The sequence below is a fragment of the Kitasatospora sp. NPDC029367 genome, from assembly GCF_055569135.1.
Genome location: NZ_JBVHYH010000009.1, coordinates 23523 through 46953, shown reverse-complemented (window position 1 = coordinate 46953; position 23431 = coordinate 23523). Strand labels below are relative to the sequence as shown.

The 23431-nt window shown below is 71.8% G+C and carries 19 protein-coding genes; 8 read left to right on the top strand and 11 right to left on the bottom strand.

The annotated features are described in order from the left end of the window. Nucleotides 1-216: 216 nt before the first annotated feature. Nucleotides 217-1551 carry a PhoH family protein gene (locus ACZ4W5_RS07735; protein ID WP_465653529.1) on the bottom strand — a complete coding sequence of 445 codons (1335 nt, stop codon included), beginning with the start codon at nt 1549-1551 and terminating at the stop codon, nt 217-219. Between the two features lie 315 nt (nt 1552-1866). After that, nucleotides 1867-2661, bottom strand: coding sequence for an isoprenyl transferase (locus ACZ4W5_RS07730; protein WP_360230998.1), 795 nt, complete (start codon nt 2659-2661; stop codon nt 1867-1869). Between the two features lie 376 nt (nt 2662-3037). On the opposite strand from ACZ4W5_RS07730, the gene ACZ4W5_RS07725 reads away from it, so the two are divergent. After that, nucleotides 3038-4633, top strand: coding sequence for a chitinase (locus tag ACZ4W5_RS07725; protein WP_465653528.1), 1596 nt, complete (start codon nt 3038-3040; stop codon nt 4631-4633). Nucleotides 4634-4738: 105 nt separating this feature from the next. Here ACZ4W5_RS07725 and ACZ4W5_RS07720 read toward each other — a convergent pair whose 3' ends face one another. Further along, complete coding sequence (locus ACZ4W5_RS07720) at nt 4739-5461, bottom strand: prepilin peptidase (RefSeq protein WP_465653527.1); 723 nt, start codon at nt 5459-5461, stop codon at nt 4739-4741. A gap of 294 nt (nt 5462-5755) precedes the next feature. Between ACZ4W5_RS07720 and ACZ4W5_RS07715 the strand changes: the two genes are divergently transcribed. Next, nucleotides 5756-6970: a pyridoxal phosphate-dependent aminotransferase gene (locus ACZ4W5_RS07715; RefSeq protein WP_360231004.1), complete on the top strand. Its 1215-nt coding sequence runs from the start codon at nt 5756-5758 to the stop codon at nt 6968-6970. A 181-nt stretch (nt 6971-7151) separates the two neighbouring features. On the opposite strand, the gene ACZ4W5_RS07710 is transcribed toward ACZ4W5_RS07715, so the two are convergent. Further along, a complete protein-coding gene (locus tag ACZ4W5_RS07710; protein ID WP_465653526.1) occupies nt 7152-8978 on the bottom strand; it encodes a phosphoenolpyruvate carboxykinase (GTP) in 1827 nt (608 codons plus the stop codon). A gap of 285 nt (nt 8979-9263) precedes the next feature. Between ACZ4W5_RS07710 and trhA the strand changes: the two genes are divergently transcribed. Then, nucleotides 9264-9956: a PAQR family membrane homeostasis protein TrhA gene (trhA, locus tag ACZ4W5_RS07705; RefSeq protein WP_360231008.1), complete on the top strand. Its 693-nt coding sequence runs from the start codon at nt 9264-9266 to the stop codon at nt 9954-9956. Here trhA and ACZ4W5_RS07700 read toward each other — a convergent pair. After that, nucleotides 9927-10514 carry a hypothetical protein gene (locus ACZ4W5_RS07700; protein WP_465653525.1) on the bottom strand — a complete coding sequence of 196 codons (588 nt, stop codon included), beginning with the start codon at nt 10512-10514 and terminating at the stop codon, nt 9927-9929. The genes trhA and ACZ4W5_RS07700 overlap by 30 nt on opposite strands. A gap of 315 nt (nt 10515-10829) precedes the next feature. Between ACZ4W5_RS07700 and ACZ4W5_RS07695 the strand changes: the two genes are divergently transcribed. Continuing rightward, entirely contained in the window at nt 10830-12362 is a 1533-nt protein-coding gene (locus ACZ4W5_RS07695) for an MFS transporter (RefSeq protein WP_465653524.1), read from the top strand. 8 nt (nt 12363-12370) lie between these two features. Beyond that, nucleotides 12371-13027 (top strand): TetR/AcrR family transcriptional regulator, encoded by a 657-nt coding sequence (locus ACZ4W5_RS07690; protein WP_402487073.1) that lies wholly within the window; start codon nt 12371-12373, stop codon nt 13025-13027. Nucleotides 13028-13078: 51 nt separating this feature from the next. On the opposite strand, the gene ACZ4W5_RS07685 is transcribed toward ACZ4W5_RS07690, so the two are convergent. Next, a complete protein-coding gene (locus ACZ4W5_RS07685; protein WP_465653523.1) occupies nt 13079-13945 on the bottom strand; it encodes a hypothetical protein in 867 nt (288 codons plus the stop codon). A gap of 8 nt (nt 13946-13953) precedes the next feature. Further along, on the bottom strand, nt 13954-14634 hold the full coding sequence (locus tag ACZ4W5_RS07680; protein ID WP_465653522.1) for a papain-like cysteine protease family protein: 681 nt from the start codon (nt 14632-14634) through the stop codon (nt 13954-13956). Nucleotides 14635-14848: 214 nt separating this feature from the next. Between ACZ4W5_RS07680 and ACZ4W5_RS07675 the strand changes: the two genes are divergently transcribed. Further along, on the top strand, nt 14849-15817 hold the full coding sequence (locus tag ACZ4W5_RS07675) for a hypothetical protein (protein WP_360231303.1): 969 nt from the start codon (nt 14849-14851) through the stop codon (nt 15815-15817). Between the two features lie 10 nt (nt 15818-15827). Here the strand turns inward: ACZ4W5_RS07675 and ACZ4W5_RS07670 are convergent, their stop codons facing one another. Beyond that, on the bottom strand, nt 15828-16448 hold the full coding sequence (locus tag ACZ4W5_RS07670; protein WP_465653521.1) for a hypothetical protein: 621 nt from the start codon (nt 16446-16448) through the stop codon (nt 15828-15830). Continuing rightward, nucleotides 16445-18115 (bottom strand): alpha/beta hydrolase, encoded by a 1671-nt coding sequence (locus ACZ4W5_RS07665; protein WP_360231025.1) that lies wholly within the window; start codon nt 18113-18115, stop codon nt 16445-16447. Before ACZ4W5_RS07665 ends, ACZ4W5_RS07670 begins: the two co-directional genes overlap by 4 nt. Before the next feature lie 127 nt (nt 18116-18242). On the opposite strand from ACZ4W5_RS07665, the gene ACZ4W5_RS07660 reads away from it, so the two are divergent. Further along, nucleotides 18243-18569: a hypothetical protein gene (locus ACZ4W5_RS07660; protein WP_465653520.1), complete on the top strand. Its 327-nt coding sequence runs from the start codon at nt 18243-18245 to the stop codon at nt 18567-18569. Between the two features lie 48 nt (nt 18570-18617). Here the strand turns inward: ACZ4W5_RS07660 and ACZ4W5_RS07655 are convergent, their stop codons facing one another. Then, a complete protein-coding gene (locus ACZ4W5_RS07655) occupies nt 18618-19481 on the bottom strand; it encodes a GNAT family N-acetyltransferase (RefSeq protein ID WP_465653519.1) in 864 nt (287 codons plus the stop codon). 39 nt (nt 19482-19520) lie between these two features. After that, nucleotides 19521-21572 (bottom strand): thioredoxin domain-containing protein, encoded by a 2052-nt coding sequence (locus ACZ4W5_RS07650; RefSeq protein ID WP_465653518.1) that lies wholly within the window; start codon nt 21570-21572, stop codon nt 19521-19523. Between the two features lie 898 nt (nt 21573-22470). Between ACZ4W5_RS07650 and ACZ4W5_RS07645 the strand changes: the two genes are divergently transcribed. Further along, nucleotides 22471-23364 carry a hypothetical protein gene (locus ACZ4W5_RS07645; protein WP_465653517.1) on the top strand — a complete coding sequence of 298 codons (894 nt, stop codon included), beginning with the start codon at nt 22471-22473 and terminating at the stop codon, nt 23362-23364. The last annotated feature ends 67 nt before the right edge of the window (nt 23365-23431 follow it).

Genomic DNA, 23431 nt, shown 5'->3' with positions numbered 1-23431 from the left:
GCGCCGTACGCGGGGCCTGACAGAACCCACACCATGCCGCACCGGGCACTGTCGACGCAATTCCCGCCTGCGTGGCGCATGTCACATTCACCGTACGGAAGTTCTCCGGACAGAAAGCACTCGATGTGATGAAAGGGACGGGGCCCGCTCCGTCAGGAGCGGGCCCCGTACAGCAAGTTGAACCTATTGTCCGACTATGTCCCGTTCAGGGACGGTTCACGGGTGGATGTCCTCCAGCATCTCCGTGACCAGCGCCGCGATCGGCGACCGCTCCGAGCGGGTGAGCGTGATGTGCGCGAAGAGCGGATGCCCCTTCAACTTCTCCACCACGGCCACCACGCCGTCGTACCGGCCGACCCGGAGGTTGTCCCGCTGCGCCACGTCGTGGGTGAGCACCACCCGCGAGCCCTGGCCGATCCGGGACAGCACCGTCAGCAGGACGTTCCGCTCCAGCGACTGGGCCTCGTCCACGATCACGAAGGCGTCGTGCAGCGAACGCCCCCGGATGTGGGTCAGCGGCAGCACCTCCAGCATCCCCCGGCCGATGACCTCCTCGATCACGTCCGGGGTGGTGACCGCCGAGAGGGTGTCGAAGACCGCCTGGGCCCAAGGGCCCATCTTCTCCGCCTCGCTGCCGGGCAGGTAGCCGAGCTCCTGGCCGCCGACCGCGTACAGCGGCCGGAAGACCATCACCTTGCGGTGCTGCCTCCGCTCCAGCACCGCCTCCAGCCCGGCGCACAGCGCCAGCGCCGACTTGCCCGTCCCGGCCCGGCCGCCCATCGACACGATGCCGATGTCCGGATCGAGCAGCAGGTCCAGCGCCACCCGCTGCTCGGCGCTGCGCCCGCGCAGCCCGAAGGCCTCGCGCTCGCCGCGCACCAACCGGACCCGTCCGTCGCCGGTGACCCGGCCGAGTGCCCGGCCGCGCTCCGAGGTGAGCACCAGACCGGTGTGCACCGGGAGCTCGTCGACCCCGTCGATGTCCACGGCGGCGTCCTGGCCGGCCGCGAACAGCGCGTCGACCTGGTCGGCCGCGACGTGCAGCTCGGACATGCCCGTCCAGCCGGAGGTGATCGCGAGCTCGGCCCGGTACTCCTCCGCGAGCAGGCCCACCGAGCTGGCCTTGATCCGCAGCGGGAGGTCCTTGGAGACGACGGTGACGTCGTAGCCCTCGGCCTGGAGGTTGCGGGCGACCGCCAGGATCCGGGTGTCCGCCTCGCCTCCGCCCGCCCGGTAGCCGACCGGCAGTATCGAGACGTCCGAGTGGTTGAGCTCCACCCGGATCGTCCCGCCCAGCTCGCCCACCGGGATCGGCTCGTCGAGCCGGCCGTGGCGGATGCGGTAGTCGTCGAGCAGGCGCAGCGCCTGGCGGGCGAAGTAGCCCAGCTCGGGGTGGTGGCGCTTGGCCTCCAGCTCGGTGACGACCACCACCGGGAGGACGACCTCGTGCTCCTCGAAGCGGGTCATGGCGAGCGGGTCCGCCAGGAGCACGCTGGTGTCGAGAACGTACGTGCGCCGGTCTGGTGTCCGGCGGCTCTTGGAACTGACCACTAGGCCTCCAGAGCGGATGACCCTGCGTCATCCGCGGCAAGCCGGCCCCCGCTGCCCCGGTGGCCTCGGGACCGGACTGACTGGAGTATTCCCAGGCGGGGAGCGGTGCATTCGCGCCCCCGGCGAACTGACGGATCATTGCCGGTGAACGTTTGGCCTCGCGCGCGGCCCGGGTAGGCCAGGCCTACGGCGGTCATTTCGCCCGGACGCACGGCCGAGGGGCCGGGATCCGCTCGGGGAACGGCCGCTCGGGCGCCCCCGGCGAGCCCGGCGGGAGGCCCGGTGGGCCCACCGGCGGGCCGGGCGGGCGCCGGATCAGAGGCCGAGCCGCCGGTGCCGCTGTTCGAAGGCGCGCAGCGCGCGCAGGAAGTCGACCTTGCGGAAGGCCGGCCAGTACGCCTCGCAGAAGTAGAACTCGCTGTGGGCGCTCTGCCAGAGCAGGAATCCGGACAGCCGCTGCTCGCCCGAGGTGCGGATGATCAGGTCCGGGTCGGGCTGGTTGGCGGTGTAGAGGTGCTCCGAGATGTGCTCGACGGTCAGGATCTCGGCCAGTTCCTCGATCGGGGTGCCGCGCCCGGCGTGCTCCTGGAGCAGCGAGCGGACGGCGTCGGCGATCTCGTGCCGGCCGCCGTAGCCGACCGCGACGTTGACGGTGATGCCGTCGATCCCGGCGGTCTCCTCGGCGGCGCGCTTGAGCACGTCGGCGGTGTGCTGCGGGAGCAGGTCCAGCGCGCCGACCGGGTTGACCCGCCAGCGGCGGGCGGCGGCCAGGCCGGTGACGGCGTCCTCGATGATGCCGAGCAGCGGGACCAGCTCGTCGGCGGGGCGGTCCAGGTTGTCGGTGGAGAGCATCCACAGGGTGACGACCTTGACGTGGGTCTCGTCGCACCAGCCGAGGAACTCGCTGATCTTGTCGGCGCCGCGCTGGTGGCCGTACGCGGTGGAGCCGCCGGCGGCCTTGGCCCAGCGGCGGTTGCCGTCCAGGATCACGCCGATGTGGTGCGGGGTGCGCGCGAGGTGGACCTCGACCCGTCGGCCGTAGAGCCCGTACAGCCCGCCCAACAGGGTGCGCAGCCCCGGCGTCCGTTCGGCGACATCGCGCAGACCCATGGTTTCCCGGCCCCTCCGTACTCGTTCAGGCTGGTGCGTCACCGCCCCGGCGCAGCCTACTCCCGCGCGCAGGCACGCGGTAAAGCCGCAGGTAGCGGTCTGGTCACGGTCCTGTGCGAAGTCTGTCGCGACGGGCGCGTCACGGCCTGCGGGGCGGTGTGCCGGGGGTGGACACGGAACGGTCTCCGATTCCTTAAGGGAGCCGTAAGCCGGATGTTGCGTCCTTGACGACCGGCAATGGTCTAGTCCAGCTTTTGACCCGAGGCGGAACGAAACGATCCCGCCCCCCGGAGTCACCCGCGGACCTCCCCTCCCCCACACGCGGCCGCCGCGCCCCCCACCGCGGCGGCCGCTCCTCCCCCAGGAGCGTCACCCCATGGCCCGTACCCCGCAGCAGCCCGCGCACCGGCGCCGGCGCAGCCCCCTCCCGGCCCTCGCGGCCGGCGCCACCGCCCTCGCCCTGGCCGGCGGCGGCCTCGCCCTCTTCGCCGGCGGCGCCAGCGCGGCGGACGGCAACCTGGTCGGCAACGGCGGCTTCGAGAACGGACTGGCCGGCTGGTCCTGCACCGGCGGCGCGACCGCGGTGTCCTCGCCGACCCACTCCGGCACCGGCGCGCTGCAGGCCGCCCCCGGTGCGAGCGACACCGCGGAGTGCACCCAGACCATCAGCGTGCTGCCCAACACCAGCTACACCCTGAGCGCCTGGGTGCAGGGCCCGTACGTCTACCTCGGTGCGCGCGGCACCGGCGGGACGGACCCGTCCACCTGGTCGAACCAGAGCAGCTGGAACCAGCTGACCAGCACCTTCACCACCGGGGCGAACGCCACCAGCGTCACCGTCTACCTGCACGGCTGGTACGGGCAGGGCGCCTACCTCGCCGACGACGTCGCGCTGGTCGGACCGGGCGGCACCTCCACGCCGTCCCCGACGGCCACCCCCACCCGGACGCCGACCCCGACGCCGACGGCCACCGCCACGGCGACCCCGACCCAGACCCCCACCGCGACGCCCACCGCGACGCCTACCGCGACGGCCACGCCGACCCCGACCGCCACCACCCCGCCGGCCACCGGCCTGCCGGCCCACGCGGTCACCGGCTACTGGCAGAACTTCGACAACGGCTCGACCCCGCAGCGCCTGGGCGACGTGCAGAGCGCGTACGACATCATCGCGGTCTCCTTCGCCGACGCCGTGCCCACCCGGACCGGCGCGATCAGCTTCACCCTGGACCCGGGCCTGTCCAAGGCGCTCGGCGGCTACACCGACGCCCAGTTCCGCGCCGACATCAAGGCCAAGCAGGCGGCCGGCAAGAAGGTCGTCCTCTCCATCGGCGGCCAGAACGGCGCGATCACCGTCGGCGACGCCACCGCCGGGGCGAACTTCGCCGACAGCGCCTACGCGATCATCAAGGACTACGGCTTCGACGGCATCGACGTCGACCTGGAGAACGGCGTCCAGGCCGGCCCGCTCGGGGCCGCGCTGCACTCCCTGCAGGCCAAGGTCGGCCCCGGCTTCGTGCTGACCATGGCCCCCGAGACCATCGGGATGTACAGCACCTCCGGCGCCTACTTCCAGCTGGCGCTGGCCACCAAGGACATCCTGACCGTCGTCAACACCCAGTTCTACAACTCGGGCGGGATGAACGGCTGCGACGGCAAGGTCTACAACCAGGGCACGGTCGACTTCATCACCTCGCAGGTCTGCACCCACATCCAGGGCGGCCTGCGGCCCGACCAGGTCGGCATCGGCGTCCCGGCCTCCGCCAAGGCGGCCGGCGGCGGCTACGTCGACCCGTCGGTGGTGAACAACGCGCTCAACTGCCTGGCCACCGGCAACAACTGCGGCAGCTTCGTGCCGCCGGCCAAGTGGCCCACCATCCGGGGCGCGATGACCTGGTCCACCAACTGGGACGCCAACAACGGCAACGCCTTCTCCAACACGGTCGGCCCGTTCGTCCACAAGCTGCCCTGAGCCGCTTCCAGGCCCAACTCCCCTCGGCGCGCCACTCCTTGAGGGTGGGGCCGGCGCGCCGACGGCGGGGCCCGTCGTACCGGTCCGGTACGGCGGGCCCCGCCGCTACCGCGCCAGCACCGCGGTGAGCGCACCGAGCAGCAGGAAGGGGCCGACCGGGACCTCCAGTCCGCGCCACGGGCTCCGGCGGACCAGCAGGGCGGCGACCCGCAGGGTGCCCCACAGGCCGGCGAGCACCACGGCCGCGGCCAGCCCACCGATCGCGACCCACCAGCCGTACCAGCCCAGCAGCCCGCCCAGGGCAAGCCCGAGCGGTGAGTCCCCGGGGCCCAACGCGCCGATCTGGACGGCGACTTCGAGCAGTGCGCCGACGGCCAGCGCGACCAGCAGGCAGCGCAGCAGCACCCCCGGGCGCCCCTCGGCCAGCGCCGCCACCGCCAGCAGCACGGCCACCCCGGCCAGCAGCGGCCCGGTCAGCCGGTACGGCAGCCGGCGCACCCGGGCGTCGGTGAAGCCGAGCGCCACCCCGAACGCGCCCGCCCAGGCGAGCGCCGCCGCCTGCGGGCCGTCCGCCGCCCAGGCGACCGCGACCGCGACCGCCGCGGCGACCGCCTCCACCGCCCCCGGCCCGGCCCCCAGCCGCCCCCGGCAGCCCGGGCAGCGACCGGTCGGCGGCAGCAGCCGCCCCACCGGGCGCCCGCACAACGGGCAGGCCTCGCACCAGGGTTCACCCTCGGGCACGGCGAAGCGGGCGACCAGCGCGCGCAGCACGGGAGCCAGCAGGAGGGCGACCAGCACCGCCCCGGCCACGACCGTCACCACCGGCACTCCCCCTTCTCCTTGTCAGCTTCGCTCTGTCGGCTTCTCTCCGGCGACCGACCGGCCCCATCTTCCCGCCCGGGGCGGGCGGCCGGTGTGCCGTCCGTCTCGTTCCGGCGGAGAATCCGCCGCAGGGATCGACGGCGTTCCTCGCATACGCGAGCATTCCGGACATCCGGGCAGCGGTTTGGAAGGCCGTTCGACACCCCCGCCTGGTGATCCAAGGAGGCCCTTCCGGGCTCGGCGAGCCGTCCCCCCGGACACCCGGCGCCGGGCCCCGGCGTGCCCCTAAAGTAGGCAGGCATGCAGGTCATCCAGTCCAGCAAGCTCGCCAACGTCTGCTACGACATCCGCGGCCCGGTGCTCGACGAGGCGATGCGGCTGGAGGAACAGGGCCACCGCATCCTCAAGCTCAACACCGGCAACCCGGCCACCTTCGGCTTCGAGGCGCCCCCGGAGATCCTCCAGGACATCCTGCGCAACCTCGCGAACGCGCACGGGTACGGCGACTCCAAGGGCCTGCTCTCGGCCCGCCGCGCCGTGGTGATGCACTACGAGGAGCGCGGCCTGCACGGGCTCTCGGTCGACGACGTCTTCCTCGGCAACGGCGTCTCCGAGCTGATCCAGCTCGCCATGACCGCGCTGCTGGACGACGGCGACGAGGTGCTCGTCCCGGCGCCGGACTACCCGCTGTGGACGGCCTCGGTCTCGCTGGCCGGCGGCACCGCGGTGCACTACCGCTGCGACGAGCAGTCCGAGTGGTACCCGGACCTCGCCGACATCGAGGCCAAGGTCACCGACCGGACCAGGGCCATCGTGGTGATCAACCCGAACAACCCGACCGGCGCGGTCTACCCGCGCGAGGTGCTGGAGGGCATCGCCGAGATCGCCCGCCGGCACCAGCTGGTGGTCTACGCGGACGAGATCTACGACAAGATCCTCTACGACGACGCCGAGCACGTCCCGCTGGCCACCCTGGCCCCGGACCTCTTCTGCGTCACCTTCAACGGACTGTCCAAGGCGTACCGGGTCGCGGGCTTCCGCTCCGGCTGGATGGTGCTCTCCGGCGACCGGCAGCGCGCCCGCAGCTACGTCGAGGGCCTGACCGTGCTCGCCTCGATGCGGCTGTGCGCCAACATGCCGGCCCAGCACGCGGTGGCCGCCGCGCTCGGCGGACGACAGTCGATCAAGGACCTGGTACTGCCCGGCGGCCGGCTGCTCGCCTCCCGCGACGCCGCGTACGAGCTGCTCAACCAGATCCCCGGCGTGAGCTGCGTCAAGCCGAAGGGCGCTCTGTACGCCTTCCCCCGGCTGGACCCGAAGGTCTACAAGATCAAGGACGACGCCCAGATGGTGCTGGACCTGCTGCGCTCCCAGCGCATCCTGCTGGTCCAGGGCACCGGCTTCAACTGGCCCGAGCCGGACCACTTCCGACTGGTCACGCTGCCGCGGCCGGAGGAGATCACCGACGCGGTGACCAGGATCGGCGACTTCCTCAGCGGCTACACCCAGCCCTGACCCCTCCTGCCGGAGGGGCGCTTTCTCCCCACAGGAGGGGGAAACACTACGGCCGGAGTCCCGGCCCTGGTGGTCTCCTTGGTCGGGGAAAGACCACCCGGCGGAACTCCGGCCGTCCCGTCACTCGGTCGGCGCGCGGTTCGTGCCGCGCGCCGACCTCTCGCTCGGCTGAGGCTCAGGCTCAGCCGAGGCGCGCGACCAGGCTCCGGTACTCGTCCCACAGCTCCTTCGGGGTGTGGTCGCCGAACAGCTCCAGGTGGGCCGGCACCAGCGCGGCCTCCTGGCGCCAGATGTCGGCGTCCACGGTGAAGAGCAGGTCGAGGTCCTCCTCGGACAGCTTGAGGTCACCCAGGTCGAAGCCCTCGACCTTCGGCAGCACGCCGATCGGGGTCTCGACGCCGTCGGCGGTGCCCTCCAGGCGCTCGACGATCCACTTGAGCACGCGGCTGTTCTCGCCGTAGCCGGGCCAGACGAACTTGCCCTCGGCGTTCTTGCGGAACCAGTTGACGTAGTAGATCTTCGGCAGCTTGGCGGCGTCCGCCTGGGCGCCGACCTTCAGCCAGTGGGCGAAGTAGTCGCCCATGTTGTAGCCGCAGAACGGCAGCATCGCGAACGGGTCGCGGCGCAGCTCGCCGACGGTGCCCTCGGCGGCGGCGGTCTTCTCGGAGGCGATGTTGGCGCCCAGGAAGACGCCGTGCTGCCAGTTGAAGGACTCGGTGACCAGCGGGACGGCGGTGGCCCGGCGGCCGCCGAACAGGATCGCCGAGATCGGCACGCCCGCCGGGTCCTCCCACTCGGGGGCGATGGTCGGGCACTGCGCGGCCGGGACGGCGAAGCGCGCGTTCGGGTGGGCGGCGGGGGTGCCGGACTCGGGGGTCCAGTCGTTGCCGCGCCAGTCGGTGAGGTGCGCCGGGGGCTCCTCGGTGAGGCCCTCCCACCACACGTCGCCGTCGTCGGTGAGGGCGACGTTGGTGAAGACGGTGTTGCCCCAGAGGGTGTCGATGGCGTTGGCGTTGGTGTCCACGCCGGTGCCGGGGGCGACACCGAAGAAGCCGGCCTCGGGGTTGATCGCGTAGAGGCGGCCGTCCGCGCCGAAGCGCATCCAGGCGATGTCGTCGCCGATGGTCTCGACCTTCCAGCCCGGGATGGTCGGCTGGAGCATGGCCAGGTTGGTCTTGCCGCAGGCCGACGGGAAGGCGGCCGCGACGTACTTGACCTCACCGGACGGCGGGGTGAGCTTGAGGATGAGCATGTGCTCGGCCAGCCAGCCCTCGTCGCGGGCCATGGTCGAGGCGATGCGCAGCGCGTAGCACTTCTTGCCCAGCAGGGCGTTGCCGCCGTAGCCGGAGCCGAAGGACCAGATCTCCTTGGTCTCCGGGAAGTGCGAGATGTACTTGGTGCTGTTGCACGGCCACGGCACGTCCGCCTCGCCCTCGGCGAGCGGGGCGCCGACGGTGTGCACGGCCTTGACGAAGTCCCCGTCCTCGCCGAGCTGCTCGAGCACGGCCTTGCCCATGCGGGTCATCACGCGCATCGACACCGCGACGTAGGCGGAGTCGGTGATCTCGACGCCGTACGCGGCCAGCGGGGAGCCGACCGGGCCCATCGAGAAGGGCACGACGTACATCGTGCGGCCCTTCATCGCGCCGCGGAACAGGCCCTGCTCGCCCTGGAAGACCTCGCGCATCTCGGCGGGGGCCTTCCAGTGGTTGGTCGGTCCGGCGTCCTTCTCCTGCTCGGAACAGATGAAGGTGCGGTCCTCCACGCGCGCGACGTCGGACGGGTCCGAGGCGGCGTAGTAGGAGTTGGGGCGCTTCTCCTCGTTCAGCTTCTTGAAGGTGCCCTGAGCCACCAGCAGGTCCGCGAGGCGCTGGTACTCCTCGTCGGAACCGTCGCACCACTCGATGCGGTCCGGCTGGGTGAGCTCGGCGATCTCGCTCACCCAAGCGAGCAGCTGCTTGTGGCGGGTGGGCGCGGATGCGCTGAGAGCAGAGATCTCGTACGACACGATCGCTCCGTTTCACGCCGTCCCGGCGGGGAGACGGCGTAGCGGTGGTCTGAGGGTGCTTGCAGCGTAGACCCGGCTCCTGGCCCCCAATGCGGCGCTGCGGCGAAATTGACGCATCTTTTACTACAGTAAGTATGATTACTGACCAGTATTGCGTCGTTCACGTCCCGGACGGAGTGCGCGGCGCCACACTCCGATTGCTCCAAAACGTCCAAGAGTGATGAGCACCACTTCCTTACGCATCAGTAACCTACGGTCCCGTAGGTAGCGGGTAGCATGCTGCCCATGACTGCTGCTGCGCTCGCGGAGAGCACTGGGGAGAGCCCGGCCGAGAGCCGGGAGGACAAGCCGAAGTGGCGCGGCTGGCTGCACGCCGCGATGTTCCCCGCCACCGTCGCCGCCGGGATCGTGCTGATCTGCCTGGCCGACTCCACGCCGGCCAAGATCGCCTGCGCGGTCTACTCGGTCAGCGCCTGGCTGCTGTTCGGCGTCAGCGCGGTCTACCACCGCTTCGACTGGGGCCCGCGCGGGGACGCCGTGCTCCGGCGGCTGGACCACGCGAACATCTTCCTGATCATCGCGGGCACCTACACACCGTTCACGATCCTGCTGCTCAACGGCGCCGACCAGCAGATACTGCTCTGGGTCGCCTGGGGCGGGGCGCTCGCCGGAATAGCCTTCCGGGTGTTCTGGGTCGGCGCCCCGCGCTGGCTGTACACCCCCGTGTACATCGCGCTGGGCTGGGCCGCCGCCTTCTTCCTGCCGGACTTCCTGCGCACCGGCGGCGTCGCCGTCCTGGTGCTGATGATCGTCGGCGGGGTGCTCTACAGCATCGGCGGCGTGGTGTACGGGCTCAAGCGGCCCAACCCCTCACCGCGCTGGTTCGGCTTCCACGAGGTGTTCCACGCCTTCACCCTCGGAGCCTTCATCGTGCAGTACGTCGGCGTCTCACTGGTGGCGTACAGCGCGGCCGGCTGAACCCGGCGCGCCCCGACGGGCGGCCGTCCGGTCCGTGGACCGGGTGGCCGCCCGTTCGGCTGTCCAGGGCCGCTCGTACGCGGCCCGGCCCTGCGGGCGGCGCAGGTACGGCGGGTGGTCAGCGGCACCCGGCTCCGCCTCCGACTCCGACTGGCGGTCGACCGGCTGTGCCTGCTCTGCCTGCTCTGCCTGCTCTGCCTGCTCTGCCTGCGACCGTGAGGAGCGCACCGCCGCCGCGGACTCCGGCGGCTCCGCCCCGGTCCGTCCGCGCGCCTGCCGCTCGTCCAGTGCCTCCCGGGCCCGGCGGCAGCGCTCGCAGTGGGCGGCGTCCGGGATGCCGCGCCGCGGCCGGTGCCCGGCCCGGGACGGCCGCCGGTGCGCCGCCTGCCAGCGGCGGCCGACGTACACCATGACCAGCAGCGTCTCGATCCCGGCGACCACGAGCACCAGTGGCGCCCCGCTGACCAGGTAGGCCGCGACCACGGCCAGCGCGGAACCCACCACCACGACCGCGCCCCACGCCTGGGCCCGCGCCTGCCTGTCGTCACTGTCGGCCACTTCGGCTCCCCTTTCCCGGCGCCGGGCTCGTGGTCGGCTCCTGCCGCCCCACCCCTTCTCCGCTCTCGGCACGCGTCCGGCCAGCACTGACCGATTGCCACATGGTATCTACCGACAGTCACCCGGAGCCGCCCCGAGGCGGCGAACGACAGATCAACGTTGCGTCAATTCCTCGTGCGGAAGCAGCACTTCCAGGACACACCACGGAGAGTGATCGGATCGTCGCACCATTCCTGAATTGACGGTCGGCATCTTTTGAGAGTTACTGTCATTTGACAGAAGCTTTCTCAAATCTCAGCCCCCCTGGAGGTCGCCGTGCCCGCCGACCCGCGCCGCTGGCTCGCCCTGGTCGCCGTCGCCCTGAGCGTCCTGGTGATCAGCTTCGACATGACGATCCTGAACGTCGCCCTCCCCACCCTGGCCTCGCAGTTGCAGGCCACCACCGGGCAGCAGCAGTGGATCGTCGACGCCTACACCGTGGTCTTCGCCGCCGCGATGCTCCCGGCCGGCCTGCTCGGCGACCGCTACGGCCGCCGCCGCACGCTCACCGTCGGCCTCGCCCTGTTCGGACTCGCCTCCGCCGTCGGCATGCTCACCGACTCGCCCGCCACCCTGATCGCCGCCCGCGCCGCGATGGGCCTGGCCGCCGCCCTCGTCATGCCGATGTCGCTGGCGGTCATCCCCGGGATCTTCCCGGCCGGCGAACGCCGCCGGGCCACCGCGATCCTCTCCGCCGCGATCGCCGGCGGCGCCCCGCTCGGGCCGCTGATCGGCGGCCTCCTGCTCCAGCACTTCTGGTGGGGCTCGGTCTTCGCCGTCAACGTCCCGCTCACCGTGCTCGGCATCGGCGCCTGCCTCCTGCTGCTGCCCGAGACCCGCAACCCCGCCGCACCCCGGATCGACCTGCCCGGCACCGTCCTCGCCGCCACCGGCCTCGGCGCGCTCACCTACGGCATCATCGAGGGCTCCGACCGCGGCTGGGCCGACCTCCTGGTGCTCACCACCCTGATCGGCTCGGTGGTCCTGCTCACCGCCCTGGTGCTGCGCAGCCGCCACCGCAGCGACCCGATGCTCGACCTCACCCTGCTCGCCGACCCGGCCTTCCGCTGGTCCTCGGTCGCCGCCACCCTGATCTCGCTCGTCCTGTTCGGCGCCTTCTTCGTCCTGCCGCTCTACTTCCAGAGCGTGCTCGGCGCCGACGCCCTCGGCTCCGGACTGCGGCTGATGCCGATGATGCTCGGCCTGCTCGTCGCCGCCCGGCTCAGCGAACGGCTGGTGACACGGCTCGGCGCCCGCGCCGTGATCACCCTCGGCCTGGCCCTGCTCGCCGCCGCCCTGCTGTTCGGCAGCCGCACCGGCAGCGCCGACGGGTACGGGCGGGCCGCGGCCTGGCTCACCGTCCTCGGCCTCGGCATGGGCCTGGCGCTGATCACCGCCCAGGGCTCCGCCCTGATCACCCTGCCGCCCGCCCGGGCCGGCGTCGGCTCCGGACTGCTCCAGACCCTGCGGCAGGTCGGCGGCGCGATCGGGATCGCCGCCTTCGGCAGCCTGCTGGCCGGGTCCTACCGGGGCGCGCTGGACACCGGCGGGCTCCCCGCGGAGGCCGCGCACCGAGCCGAGGCGTCGGTGGTCGCCGCCGACGCCGTCGCCCGGGAGACCGGGCGGCCGGCGCTCGGCGCCGCGGCACACGTGGCGTACGTGCACGGGATGGGCCTCGTGCTGCTGGTCGCCGGGCTGGTCGCGGCGGTCTCGGCGGTCCTGGTCGCGGCCCGGATGCCGGCCGGGGAACCCACCCGGGGCACCCCCGCCGACCGGCCCGAACCCGCCACCGCCGGAGATCACCGATAATCGGGGCCATGAAGAGCGAGCAGCCGACCGCGGCCCTCCCGGACGCCCCGACCAACCCGGTCCAGGCCCGACTGGAGGCGCCGCTGTCGCTGCGCGAGCGGAAGAAGTTGAAGACCCGGCAGACCGTGCGCCGCGAGGCGTACCGCCTGTTCGCCGAGCAGGGCTACGAGAACACCACGCTCGAGCAGATCGCCGCCGCCGCCGAGATCTCCCCCTCCACCCTCTTCCGGTACTTCGCCACCAAGGAGGACCTCGTCCTGACCGACGAGTACGACCCGGTGATCACCGCCGCCCTGCTCGACCGGCCGGCCGGTGAACCCTTCCTGCGGTCCTGCCGGGAGGCCCTGATCGGCCTGATCCGCGCCCTGCTCCAGCACGAGCGCCAGGAACTGCTGACCCGGATGCGGCTGGTCACCGAAGTCCCCGCGCTGCGGGCCGGACTGTTCCGGGCCGGCAACAGCCCGCACGAGCTCTACCTCTCCGTCCTCACCCGACGGGCGGGCGTCGAGCACCCCACGTACGAGATGCGGGTCACGGCCGCCGCCATCGGCGCCGCCACCGTCGAGGCGGTGCTCCAGTGGGCCGCACAGGACGGCCGGGAGGACATCGCCGACCTGGTCGACCGCACCTTCGCGCTGCTGGAGAGCGGCTTCGCCGGGGTGTGAGCACACGGTGACGGGGCCCGGCTCGGTGCAGAGCCGGGCCCCGTCGCGGTCTCAGCGGTTGCCCCGCCTGCGCCGCAGTACCGCACCGGCACCCACCAGCGCGGTGGCGCCGAGCGCGGCGGCCGCCGTCACGGCCGGGAGCCCCGAGCCGCCGTCCGCTCCGGATGCCGCGGAGGTTCCGGAGGCGTTCAGCTCGTAGCCGCCGCCCTTGCCCTCCCGGTCGTACGCCGAGCCGGGCAGCTTGTCCCCGTACCGCTGGTGCACCAGCTGCTGGTACCCGGCCAGCGACACCCCGTCCGCGCCCACCGAGCGCCGGGCCTCGTCGTCCAGCGGCAGCACCCGGCCGTCCCGCAGCACGTACCAGGCGTTGACCTGCGGCTCCCGGAAGGCCGTACCGCCGCCGCTGCCGGCCGCCTTCGCCGCGTAGTCGCTCTCGTCGCCGCCGGAGGCGATGTTGACGACCCGCCAGGAGTCGCCCTGGCGGACCGTCCAGACCGAGGCGGTCTGCCCGTCCGCCGCGACCACCTTGCTCGCCGTGAACTCCGCCTTCGCCACCGGTGCGCCCGGGGTGCCGGACACGAAACCGGCGTCCAGGGTGTAGACCGGCACGGTGTCACCGGCCAGGCGGGGCGCCGCGTCACTCGCCGCCTTCGCCTCCTCGGCGGCACCGATGGTCAGTTGCTGCGTCGGCGGGACGCCCTTGCGGGCGAAGAAGTGGCCGACCTTGTCGAGTACCGCGGGGTCCTGGACGGCGCTGCGGGCCCCGGCCAGGTCGGCGGCGGGCACCGGTGCGGGGGCGCCGGGTGCGCCGGAAGCGCCTGGTGCGTCGGCCTGCGCGGCCGGGGCGAGCGCCAGCGCGAGGCCGGCGGCGAGCAGGGCGGTGACGGCGGCCCGGCGGGCCGTACTGAGCTCGGTCATGGTCGTCCTCACGCGCCGATCCGGTACAGGGAGTGGGTCCAGGAGAACGTGTTGTTGTTCACGTAGTACCAGTAGTCCGCCCAGTTGTAGCGGTAGTTGGACGGCCACGGGTCGCCCCAGTAGACCCAGTTGTTGCCGGTGTCGTACCCGTACAGGACGTGCATGTGCCCGCCGCCCGAGCTCCACTGGATGCGCGTCTCGATCGGACGGTTGGCGTCCACCTCGGACTGCACCGTGCTGTAGCGCAGGTACCCGGTGACGTACGAACCCGAGTTGATGCCGACCCAGTCCAGCCCGTTCTGCACGTCGGCCAGCGAGGCCTGGCTGTTCGGGCAGCTGGAGTCGACCGAGCGGCCGAACGCGGCGTTGCAGAACTGGTTCTGGCTGTAGTTGTAGCCGAACCAGGTGGCGATGGTGTTCCCGCTCGCCGCCCAGCACCAGTTGGTCTGCTGTTGCTGCTGCATGGTGATGTTGAGCTTCTTGAAGGTGCCGGCCAGATCGGCCGTGCTGCCGGGTGCCGCCGCCGGGCGGGCCTGGTGCGCGGCCCGGTGGAGGGCGGGGGCGGGGGCGGGGGCGGCCGTGGGGGTGGCCGCCGCCGGGGTGCTCACCGCGGCGGTCAGCGCCGGGCCCAGCACACCCAGGGCCAACAGCGAGACCGCGCGGCGCAGCCGTATCCGTGGAACTGGCATGGGGGAATGCCTCCTTGCACGAGTGGAGCGAGGTGCTGTGTGGGGGCGCGGTCCGGATCGCGCCCCGAGCATCGCGCCGCACTCCGGGCCCGGTCAACGGCCCCGGAAGGGCCCCGACCGCGGTGTGAACGGGCCCGCGCGGATGTGAACGGCACCCGGGAAACCCCGGCGCGAGCTGCCCGGACCGGTGACAAACCGCCGCACGGATGTGAATATTCACGGTCAAAACCCGGTCCGTGCCCGCCAGGAGGCCGCCATCCACCGAAGCGACCCAGCCGACCTCGCCGCCGCCCTGCGCACCGGCCCGTTCCACCTCGCCCTGCGCACCGCCATCGCCACCCGCGGCCTCACCCTGCACCGCATCCGCCGCCACCTCGCCCTGCGCGGCGTCAACGTCGGCCTCACCAGCCTCAGTTACTGGCAGCAGGGGCAACGACGGCCCGAACGTCCCGAATCACTGCGCGCCGTCGCCGCCCTCGAAGACGTCCTCGACCTCCCCGAACACTCCCTCACCCGGCTCCTCGGCCCCCGCCGCACCGCTCCGGCCGCCGGACCCCCCGTCCGCCCCTACCGCGACCTGATCTCCCCGCCCACCGCCGTCGACGGCCTGCTCGCCACCCTCGCCGGCCCCCGCGACACCGGCCTGCACACCATCACCCACATCGAACGCATCCGCGTCGGCCCCGACCGCCAACTCACCCGCCGCGACTCCCAACACGCCCTGCGCGCCCACCGCGACGGCATCGACCGCTACCTCGCCCTCCACCAGGGCGACCCCGGCAGCGACACCGCCCTCGTCGGCGTCCGCGCCGAGGAGAACTGCCGCCCCGGCCGCATCCGCCGCGACCAGGCCCACCACCTCCTCGCCGCCGAACTCCTCCTCGACCGGCGCCTGCGCGCGGGCGACACCCACCTCCTCGGCTACGGCTTCGACGACGCCCCCTCCCCCACCCCCAGCTGCGAATACGTCCGCGGCTTCAACTCCGGCGCCGGCCAGTACGTCCTCCAGATCACCTTCCACCCCAGCGCCCTCCCCGTCCGCTGCCACCGCATCGCCCTCCACTCCCCCGGCGCGCCCCCCTACGAGACCGAGGAACTCACCCTCGACGGCCACCACTGCGTCCACCTGGTCGCCACGGCGATCCGGCCGTGCATCCTGGGCATCCGGTGGGACTGGGAGTGAGGCGGAGCGGTCAGTGCGACCAGTACGGGTCGTCGAGGTCGGGGGCGGGAGCCCGGCCGGTCTGTCGCTCGCCGATCGGAGGGGCGCCGTAGTCCTTCTCCGGCTGGTAGTGCACCCCGAAGGCATCCGCGCTCAGGGTCACCGTCACGGCCGAGTCGGCCGTGACCGTGGCCACCGAGATCGTGAACAGGGTGTCCCCGCGCCCGGAGCAGTGAAGCTGGGTGTAGTGCGTCGCCTGGCTGCCCGTGGTGGTGTCGGACCGCCGGCAGTCCCCGTTCCAGAACCGCGCCATCCCGTCCAGCAGCACCGGGACCTTCGAGGGCGCCACCTTCGTCCGGGCCGACGCCACTTCGCGGACATCGGAGCGCAGGCTCGGCTCGCCGTCGGCGTGCTCCTGACGTCGGTCCACGACGTAGAAACCGCCGGAGTAGGACAGCGGCGGGGTGATCGCTGCCATGGCCGCCCGCAGGGTCCCGTCGAGTCGCGCCTTCGCCTCACTCGGGCTCAGCAGGTCGGCGCCCCGGTCCATCAGGGCCATCGGACCGTACCCGTTGTGGAACAGCCCCACCCCGGTGGCCAGGACGACCACCGCCGCCACGGAACAGCCCAGTACGCGCCGCGGCCGCTTCACCCGCGTTGACCCTGCAGTTTGACGCCCCCGCTGCCCGTGACGACGGCCGCGATGTTGTCCAGCGAGGGCCCGCCCCGCCCGTTCAGGTACTTGGTGTGCGCGTCGATGGGGTTGCCACGGCTCCAGTCGTCGACGGTGAAGCGGTTGGCACCAAAGTGCTTGCTGGACGGATCCCGTCCGTACCAGCGCTCGTCCGGGTCGAGGCTGAACTTCGACGGGGCGTGCGTCACGACGTCGTTGTCAGCGGCACCCACCCAGACGTGACCGGCAGGCATCCTGAGGTCAGCGGCCTTGTCCACGCCGACACCCGGGCTGCCGATGAAGACCACGTCGTCCGGCGGCACGTAGGGCGATCCCGGCTGGGTGGCGAGCTTGGTGGCCTGGCCGACCAGGTAGGACCCGTAACTGTGCCCGACCGCGGTGACGTGCGGGGGCTGGGTGCCCTCGTGGCTCGCCCGCACCCCGCTCAGGAAGTTCGCGTACGCCGGGGCGCCGTCCTTGCCCGCCTTCGTCGACGCGGCGCCGAGGTCCATCCCCGGCGAGTCGTAACCGAGCCAGACCACCGAGGCGACGGAGTGGCCGGCCGGGGCCTTGCTGCTCGCGGCGCGGTAGAGGTTCAGACCGTTCTCCGCCTCGTTGGTCCCGTCGTTCTCCCCGGGCCCGAGGCTGGCCATGGTGGTGGTGATCCCCGGAACGTACGCGGAGATGTCGGTGGCGGTGTCGGGGTTCCCGTAGGAGAGGATCGCCCGCCCTTGGCCCTCACTTCCGAGACCGAGCAAGTAGATCGGCGGCTCCCCTGTGTGCTCCGAGAGGCGCTTGTCGATGGGCCCGTAGAGCGAGAGGTAGTGCTTCTCGCTGGCGTTCAGGTCCCCCGGCTTCTTGTCCCTGATGTCCCTCATCAGGGAGTCCAGTTGGTCGCGGTTCACCCTGTCCCGCACCTCCGCCGGAATGCCGTCCAGATTCCCGAGCGCCTCCGGGTGGTGGCTGAGGAACCACTGCTGGCCCTGCGGATCGAGCCCCTTCCACCAGAAGTTGACCTCGGTGGCGGGCGCGCCCTTGAGCGGCATGCTCCGCCGCCACTCCGGGTTGGACGCATCGCCGAACTGTTCCATGTACGCGTCGGCGCCGGCCGTCTTCTCGTCCAGGCCCGACTTGTCCTTGGCGTGCCCGGCGAACCTGTTGAGCCCGGCGGTCAGGGCGTCGTCGGCCTCGGCCGCGTCGGCCAGCGCCTTGGCGATCTGCTTGCTGATCCCGTCGGCGGCCGACTTCTGCTTGGCCTCCCAGTCCGGCGCCTGGTACGGGTTGGTCGACGCGGGCCAGCTCACGGCGCCGGCGTCACTGACCGTGAAGCCCTTCGCCTGTGCGTCCGACAGCGCCTTGATGAGCCTGCCTTGGGCCAATGTCATGGCGTCGGCGCAGTCACGGATCTCCTTGCCGATCAGGCCGAGCTCCGTCACCGCCGCACGCATCTTGCCGGTGAAACCGTCGAGCACCGGCATCGCGGCGTCGGCCGCCGGTCCCGACCACTGGGAGCCGTGGGCCCGGTCGGCGGTCCCGCTCTTCCAGTCCGTGGCGTGTTGCGCCATGGCCTTGCACAGCGTGTCGTACGCCCCCGCCGCCGTGTACAGGTCCGCCGGTTTGGCGTTCCGCAGGCTTGCGATGTCCATCCCCGCACCCCCTGTGTGCCCTGTGCCCCCCACGACACTCACAGCTACCATAACGTCCGCGGCCGACACGGATGTCAGGGGGAAACCGATGGGACAGGACCCGGGATTCACTGTCAAACCAGGCGAGTTGACCGCCGCCGGGAACAACGCGCTGACGGTCGCCGGCAAGGTCCCCGAGGAGACGGCGAAGCTGGCGGAGCCGAGCGCCACGGCCGCCGGGTGCCTGGCCGGGTGGCAGAGCGGGGCGGCGCTGACGGGGTGCAGCAGCGCGTGGAAGACCTTGCTGGACGGGCTCGCCGCCGACATGAAGGCCGCCGGGGGCCACCTGATCACCTGCGCGCACGACTACCAGAACGCCGACCACCTGCCGCCGCCGACCACGGCGGCGGCCCACGACCCCTTCGAGACGAAGGTGGTCGGGGTGGCCGGCGTCCATCTCACCAGGGACGCCTGACGCCTTCCGCCTTTCCGCCTCCCACCTCCCCGGTAACGCGCAACTCCGTTACGGCGTAAGGAAGTCCACCACCAGGCAGTCCTCCACCGGCCGGTAGCCGATCTGCTGGTAGATGGAGTTGCTGGTCGGATTGGCGAGGTCGGTGTAGAGCAGCACCTCCTCCGCCCCCAGTCCGAGCACATGGGCGGAGGCGGCCGCGGTGACGGCGCTCGCGTAGCCGCGGCCGCGACGGTCGGCGGGGGTGTAGACCGGGCCGATGCGGGACATTCCGGCGAGCACGGGGCTGGTGGCGGCCAGGGCGACGGGGGTGCCCGCGTCCTCCCAGAGGTGGAGGCCGCCGGAGGCCAACTTGTCGTCCACGGCCCGGGCCGCGTCGGAGGGGGTGACGTCGACCTCGCTCATGAACTCCTCGTACCAGCGGATGGCCAGTTCCCGGTCGGCCGGTCCCGCGAGCCGGGGCCGGCCGGCGGGCGGGCGCGGCGGGTCGGTGAGCCGGCCGAGCCGGTAGAGCCGCTCCTCGACCCGGACGGACTGTTCGGTGCCGGTGGCGGCCGTCCAGGCCTCGGCGAAGGCGCGGACCGGCTCGGCCCCGCCGCCGACTCCGGCGACCTCGGTGAACCCGGGGCCGGCCTCGGCCAGTCGGACCGCCAGCTCGGCGGCCCGGGCCGGGGGCATGGCGGAGAGCCTGGGGGCGAACGGCGGGGTCTGCAGGAACGCGCCTTCGACCGGGCCGCCCGGTGCGGTCTGGCACCAGCCGAAGACCGGCGGCTGCTCCCCGAACGTGTCGAGGCCGGATCCGGCGAGCCGGTGGGCGACGGTGAGCAGGACGGTGTTCTCGGCCGGGTGGGCCGCCAGGAAGTCGCCCGCGTGGCGGCGGAAGTCGTCGAGCGAGGTGCTGAGCGTCCAGGTCATGGCCCATCCTCACCCCGCTCGACGCCCACGCGCCAACGGTTATTCGCCTACGACCGCAACGGCGCCGAGCCGTTCGCCGAGCACGGCCGGATCGGTGGTGGGCACCTCGCAGGCGAAGTGCCGGCAGACGTACGCCGCGGGCGCCCCGCCGACCAGCGGGCGGTCCGCCAGCAGCGGCACCTCGGTCTCCCCCGGCGCACCCACCGCCACCACCGCCCCGGGAGCGGTCCCGAGCAGGGCGGCCCGGCGCAGCGCCGCGGTGGCCGGGTGGTCGGCCGGGCCGACGACGGCGACCTCGCGCGGCCCGTCGAGCAGGGCCTCGGCGACGGCGAGGCCCCAGCCGATGAACCGGGGGGCCCGGCCGGCCAGGGCGCCGACGATGCCGAGGGCGCGTTCGGCGGCGGTGCGGTGCCGCTCGGAGCCGGTGTACGCGGCGTAGCCGAGGAGGGCGCCGGCGGCGGCGGTCCAGCCGGAGGGGGTGGCGTTGTCGGTCGGGTCCTGGGGGCGGCGGATGAGTTCCTCGGCGTCGTCGGCGGTGTCGTAGAGGGCGCCGGAGGCCTCGTCGGTGAAGTGCTTGAGCACGGTGTCGAGCAGGCCGCCCGCCAGCTGGAGCCATTCCGTCTCGCCGGTGACGGCGTAGAGGGCGAGGAAGCCCTCGGCGGTGTCGGCGTAGTCCTCCAGGACGCCGGCGTTGGTGCCGGGGCGGCCGTCCCGGGAGGTGCGCAGCAGCCGGCCGTCGGGGGTGAGGTGGACGGCGAGCAGCAGGTCGGCGGCGCGTTCGGCGGCCTCGACGAGGTCGGGGCGCTCCAGCAGGGCGCCGGTCTCGGCGAGGGCGGCGATGGCGAGGCCGTTCCAGGCGGCGACCACCTTGTCGTCGCGGGCGGGTGCGGGCCGGGCCGCCCGGGCCTGGAGCATCCGCTGCCGGATCTCCTCGTACTCGGCGAAGTCCGCCGGGTCGGTGAGGAGTTGGAGCACGGAGGTGCCGTGCTCGAAGGTGCCTTCGGCGGTGACGGTGAACAGCCGGGCGGCGGTGGCCGCGTCGGCCGGGCCGAGCAGGTCCACCAACTGGCCGGGCTCCCATACATAGTAGGCGCCCTCGGTGGAGACGCCGGTCTCCTCGTCGAGGCTGTCGGCGTCCAGGGCGGACGCGAACGCGCCTTCGGGCGTGCGGAGTTCGCGCAGCAGGAAGTCGGCCGTGGACAGCGCGACCCGGCGGGCGAGCGCGGAGCCGGTGGCCCGCCACAGGTGCAGGTAGGCGCGCAGCAGCAGGGCGTTGTCGTACAGCATCTTCTCGAAGTGCGGCACCACCCAGCCGGCGTCCACGGCGTAGCGGGCGAAGCCGCCGCCGAGCTGGTCGTGGATGCCGCCGCGGGCCATCGCCTCGGCGGTGCGGGCGGCCATCTCCAGGGCGGCTTCGGAGCCGGTCCGGGCATGGTGGCGGAGCAGGAACTCGATCACCATGGCCGGGGGGAACTTGGGGGCGCCACCGAAGCCGCCGCGGGCCTGGTCGAACTCCCGGCCGAGGGTGACCAGCGCCTGGTGCAGGTCGGCCTCGGCGGGCGGGTGGTGGGCGCCGGCCGAGTAGACGGCGGCGCGCTCGGCGAGGTCGACCCGGATCCGTGCGGCGACCTCGCCGACCTCCTCCCGCCGGTCCCGCCAGGCCGCGTCCACTCCCTCCAGCACCTGCCGGAAGGACGGCATCCCGTGCCGCGGGGCGGGCGGGAAGTAGGTGCCGAAGTAGAACGGCTCCTTGCCGGGCGTGAGGAAGACCGTCATCGGCCACCCGCCCTGCCCGGTCGCCGCCTGCACGGCCTCCATGTACACCGCGTCGACGTCCGGCCGCTCCTCCCGGTCCACCTTGACCGCGACGAACCGCTCGTTCAGATACCCGGCGAGCTCCGCGTCCTCGAAGCTCTCGTGCGCCATCACATGGCACCAGTGACAAGCCGCGTACCCGACGCTCAGCAGCACCGGCACCCCCCGCCGCTCGGCCTCCGCGAAGGCCTCCGGCCCCCACTCCCACCAGTCCACGGGATTGTCGGCGTGCTGCTGAAGGTACGGGGAGGTGGCATCGGCCAGGCGGTTCACCATGCGGGGAGTATCCCAGCAGCCTGCTGCCCTGCGGAGACCATCTCTCCGAACACGCCGGGGGCGACCACGACGGACGGCGCCCTCATCTGACTGGGCTTGAAGATCGTCTTCGCCCACGACATCACTCTGCCCACGGCCTGAGCGCGAAGCTCGCTCTCTCCGACCCGCTACAGGGCGGGCCGTAGGCTGGTACGAATCATGACCGGAACGTCGGCGCCAGCACGCGATGCTCCTCGGCGGCCTCTGGCGTGTAAGGGCAGTGGCCCGCACCGACCAGCAGATGGACCCACCAGCGACTTGCCGCCGTCCTGGGCGCTGCCGACACCACCGGCTTCCACCACGGCCCTGCCTACTTCGCGCTCTGGACGCTTGCCATAGCGATCCCGTCTACGTCGTCCGCCTGTGCGCAACCGCCTTTGAACACTGCCTGAGCGCACATCGAGCGTGACATCACACGAGAAGACCGGACCCGCTGGCATATACCCCCGACGCCCCAGAGTGGCAGCCCACAGGCCTTCCCACTAGAGACAGGGCAGACCGCTCTCTCAGAGGCGCTCGACCGACCCCATCATGAAGCTCCGGGCGCATACGCACACACTCGCCTCCCGTGAGAACGCCTAGCGCTGGGGCTCACTGTCCCGACCATCGACGGCGATTCACACCCAGCGGAATGGCGCTCCTCTCACCAGCCCCCTGTCGCCTCCGCTGGCGCGACGCGACGCGCCAGCGCGCGCTCGCCGCACCCCTGAACCTCACAGTACGCACCTGCGGCTCTCCAGGGCGCGCCCGCAACCGCACGACATGAACTCAAACAGCCACTATCGATCACATAGCGCATCTCTTAGCTCACCTGAATACTTGAAACTGACCACTTCCACAACGTTTGGCAATAGAGAGCATGAACGCCAAGCCTTATGCAACACTGACCAACATGACGTCGCTTCAAGCGTTTCCGATCACGTCTCACATCATGGACATTTCACCAGGTGTCGCCGCAGAGATGCTGACTCGCAATCATGAGAATCGCCGCTTGGATAGGAGCACCGTCGCACTCATCCGGGACGCGATCCAGAGGGGAGAATGGCTCGTCAGCCATCAGGGGATCGCCTTTGCAGGCTCCTGGGAGGACAGTCGCCTACTGGACGGACAGCATCGCCTGGAAGCCATCCGTCAGTCGGGGCAAAGCGTTCCAGTGCTCGTGTTTGAGAATGTTCCCGTCGAGACGTTCTCGGTGATGGACACCGGACGCTCTCGCTCGGCAGCGGCAGTCCTCATGATGCAGGGCGAAAATGATTCGGCACTGGTGGCTGCAGCTATCAGGCATATTCACCTCTTCAAGAAAATGCCTGATGCGGAGTGGAAAGGGCATTCCTCTCGGGTCACCAATACCCAAGTACTCACCTTCCTGGATGCGAACCGAGAGAAGGTGGCGAAAGCCTGCGAGATCGCGCGACTCATGAGCAAAGATCGACTCATCATCCCTACGGTCGCAGCAGTCGGCTACTACACCACAGCCGAAGCATCGCCGAACGTGGATCAGGAGTCCTGGGTGCGTGGTGTGACCACAGGCGCCGACCTCTCACCAGGGGATCCTCGACTCGCTCTTCGAAACGCGCTGATTTCGCTGGGAACAGGATCCAGCGGCCGACGCCGCAGCGACTCCCGCGGACAACTGGGCCTTTACCTGAAGGCATGGAACGCCTGGGTACTCCAGAAACCGGTCAAGCAGCTCCGTTTCCAGCGCGGAGAAAGGATGCCCCAGCCTGTACAAGTGCTTCCCAGGGATCTCTAGATCGCCGCGGATTATGACAGGACGCGGAGGCGTTGAAGCTCGAACACCACAGCAACGATGGGCAGCA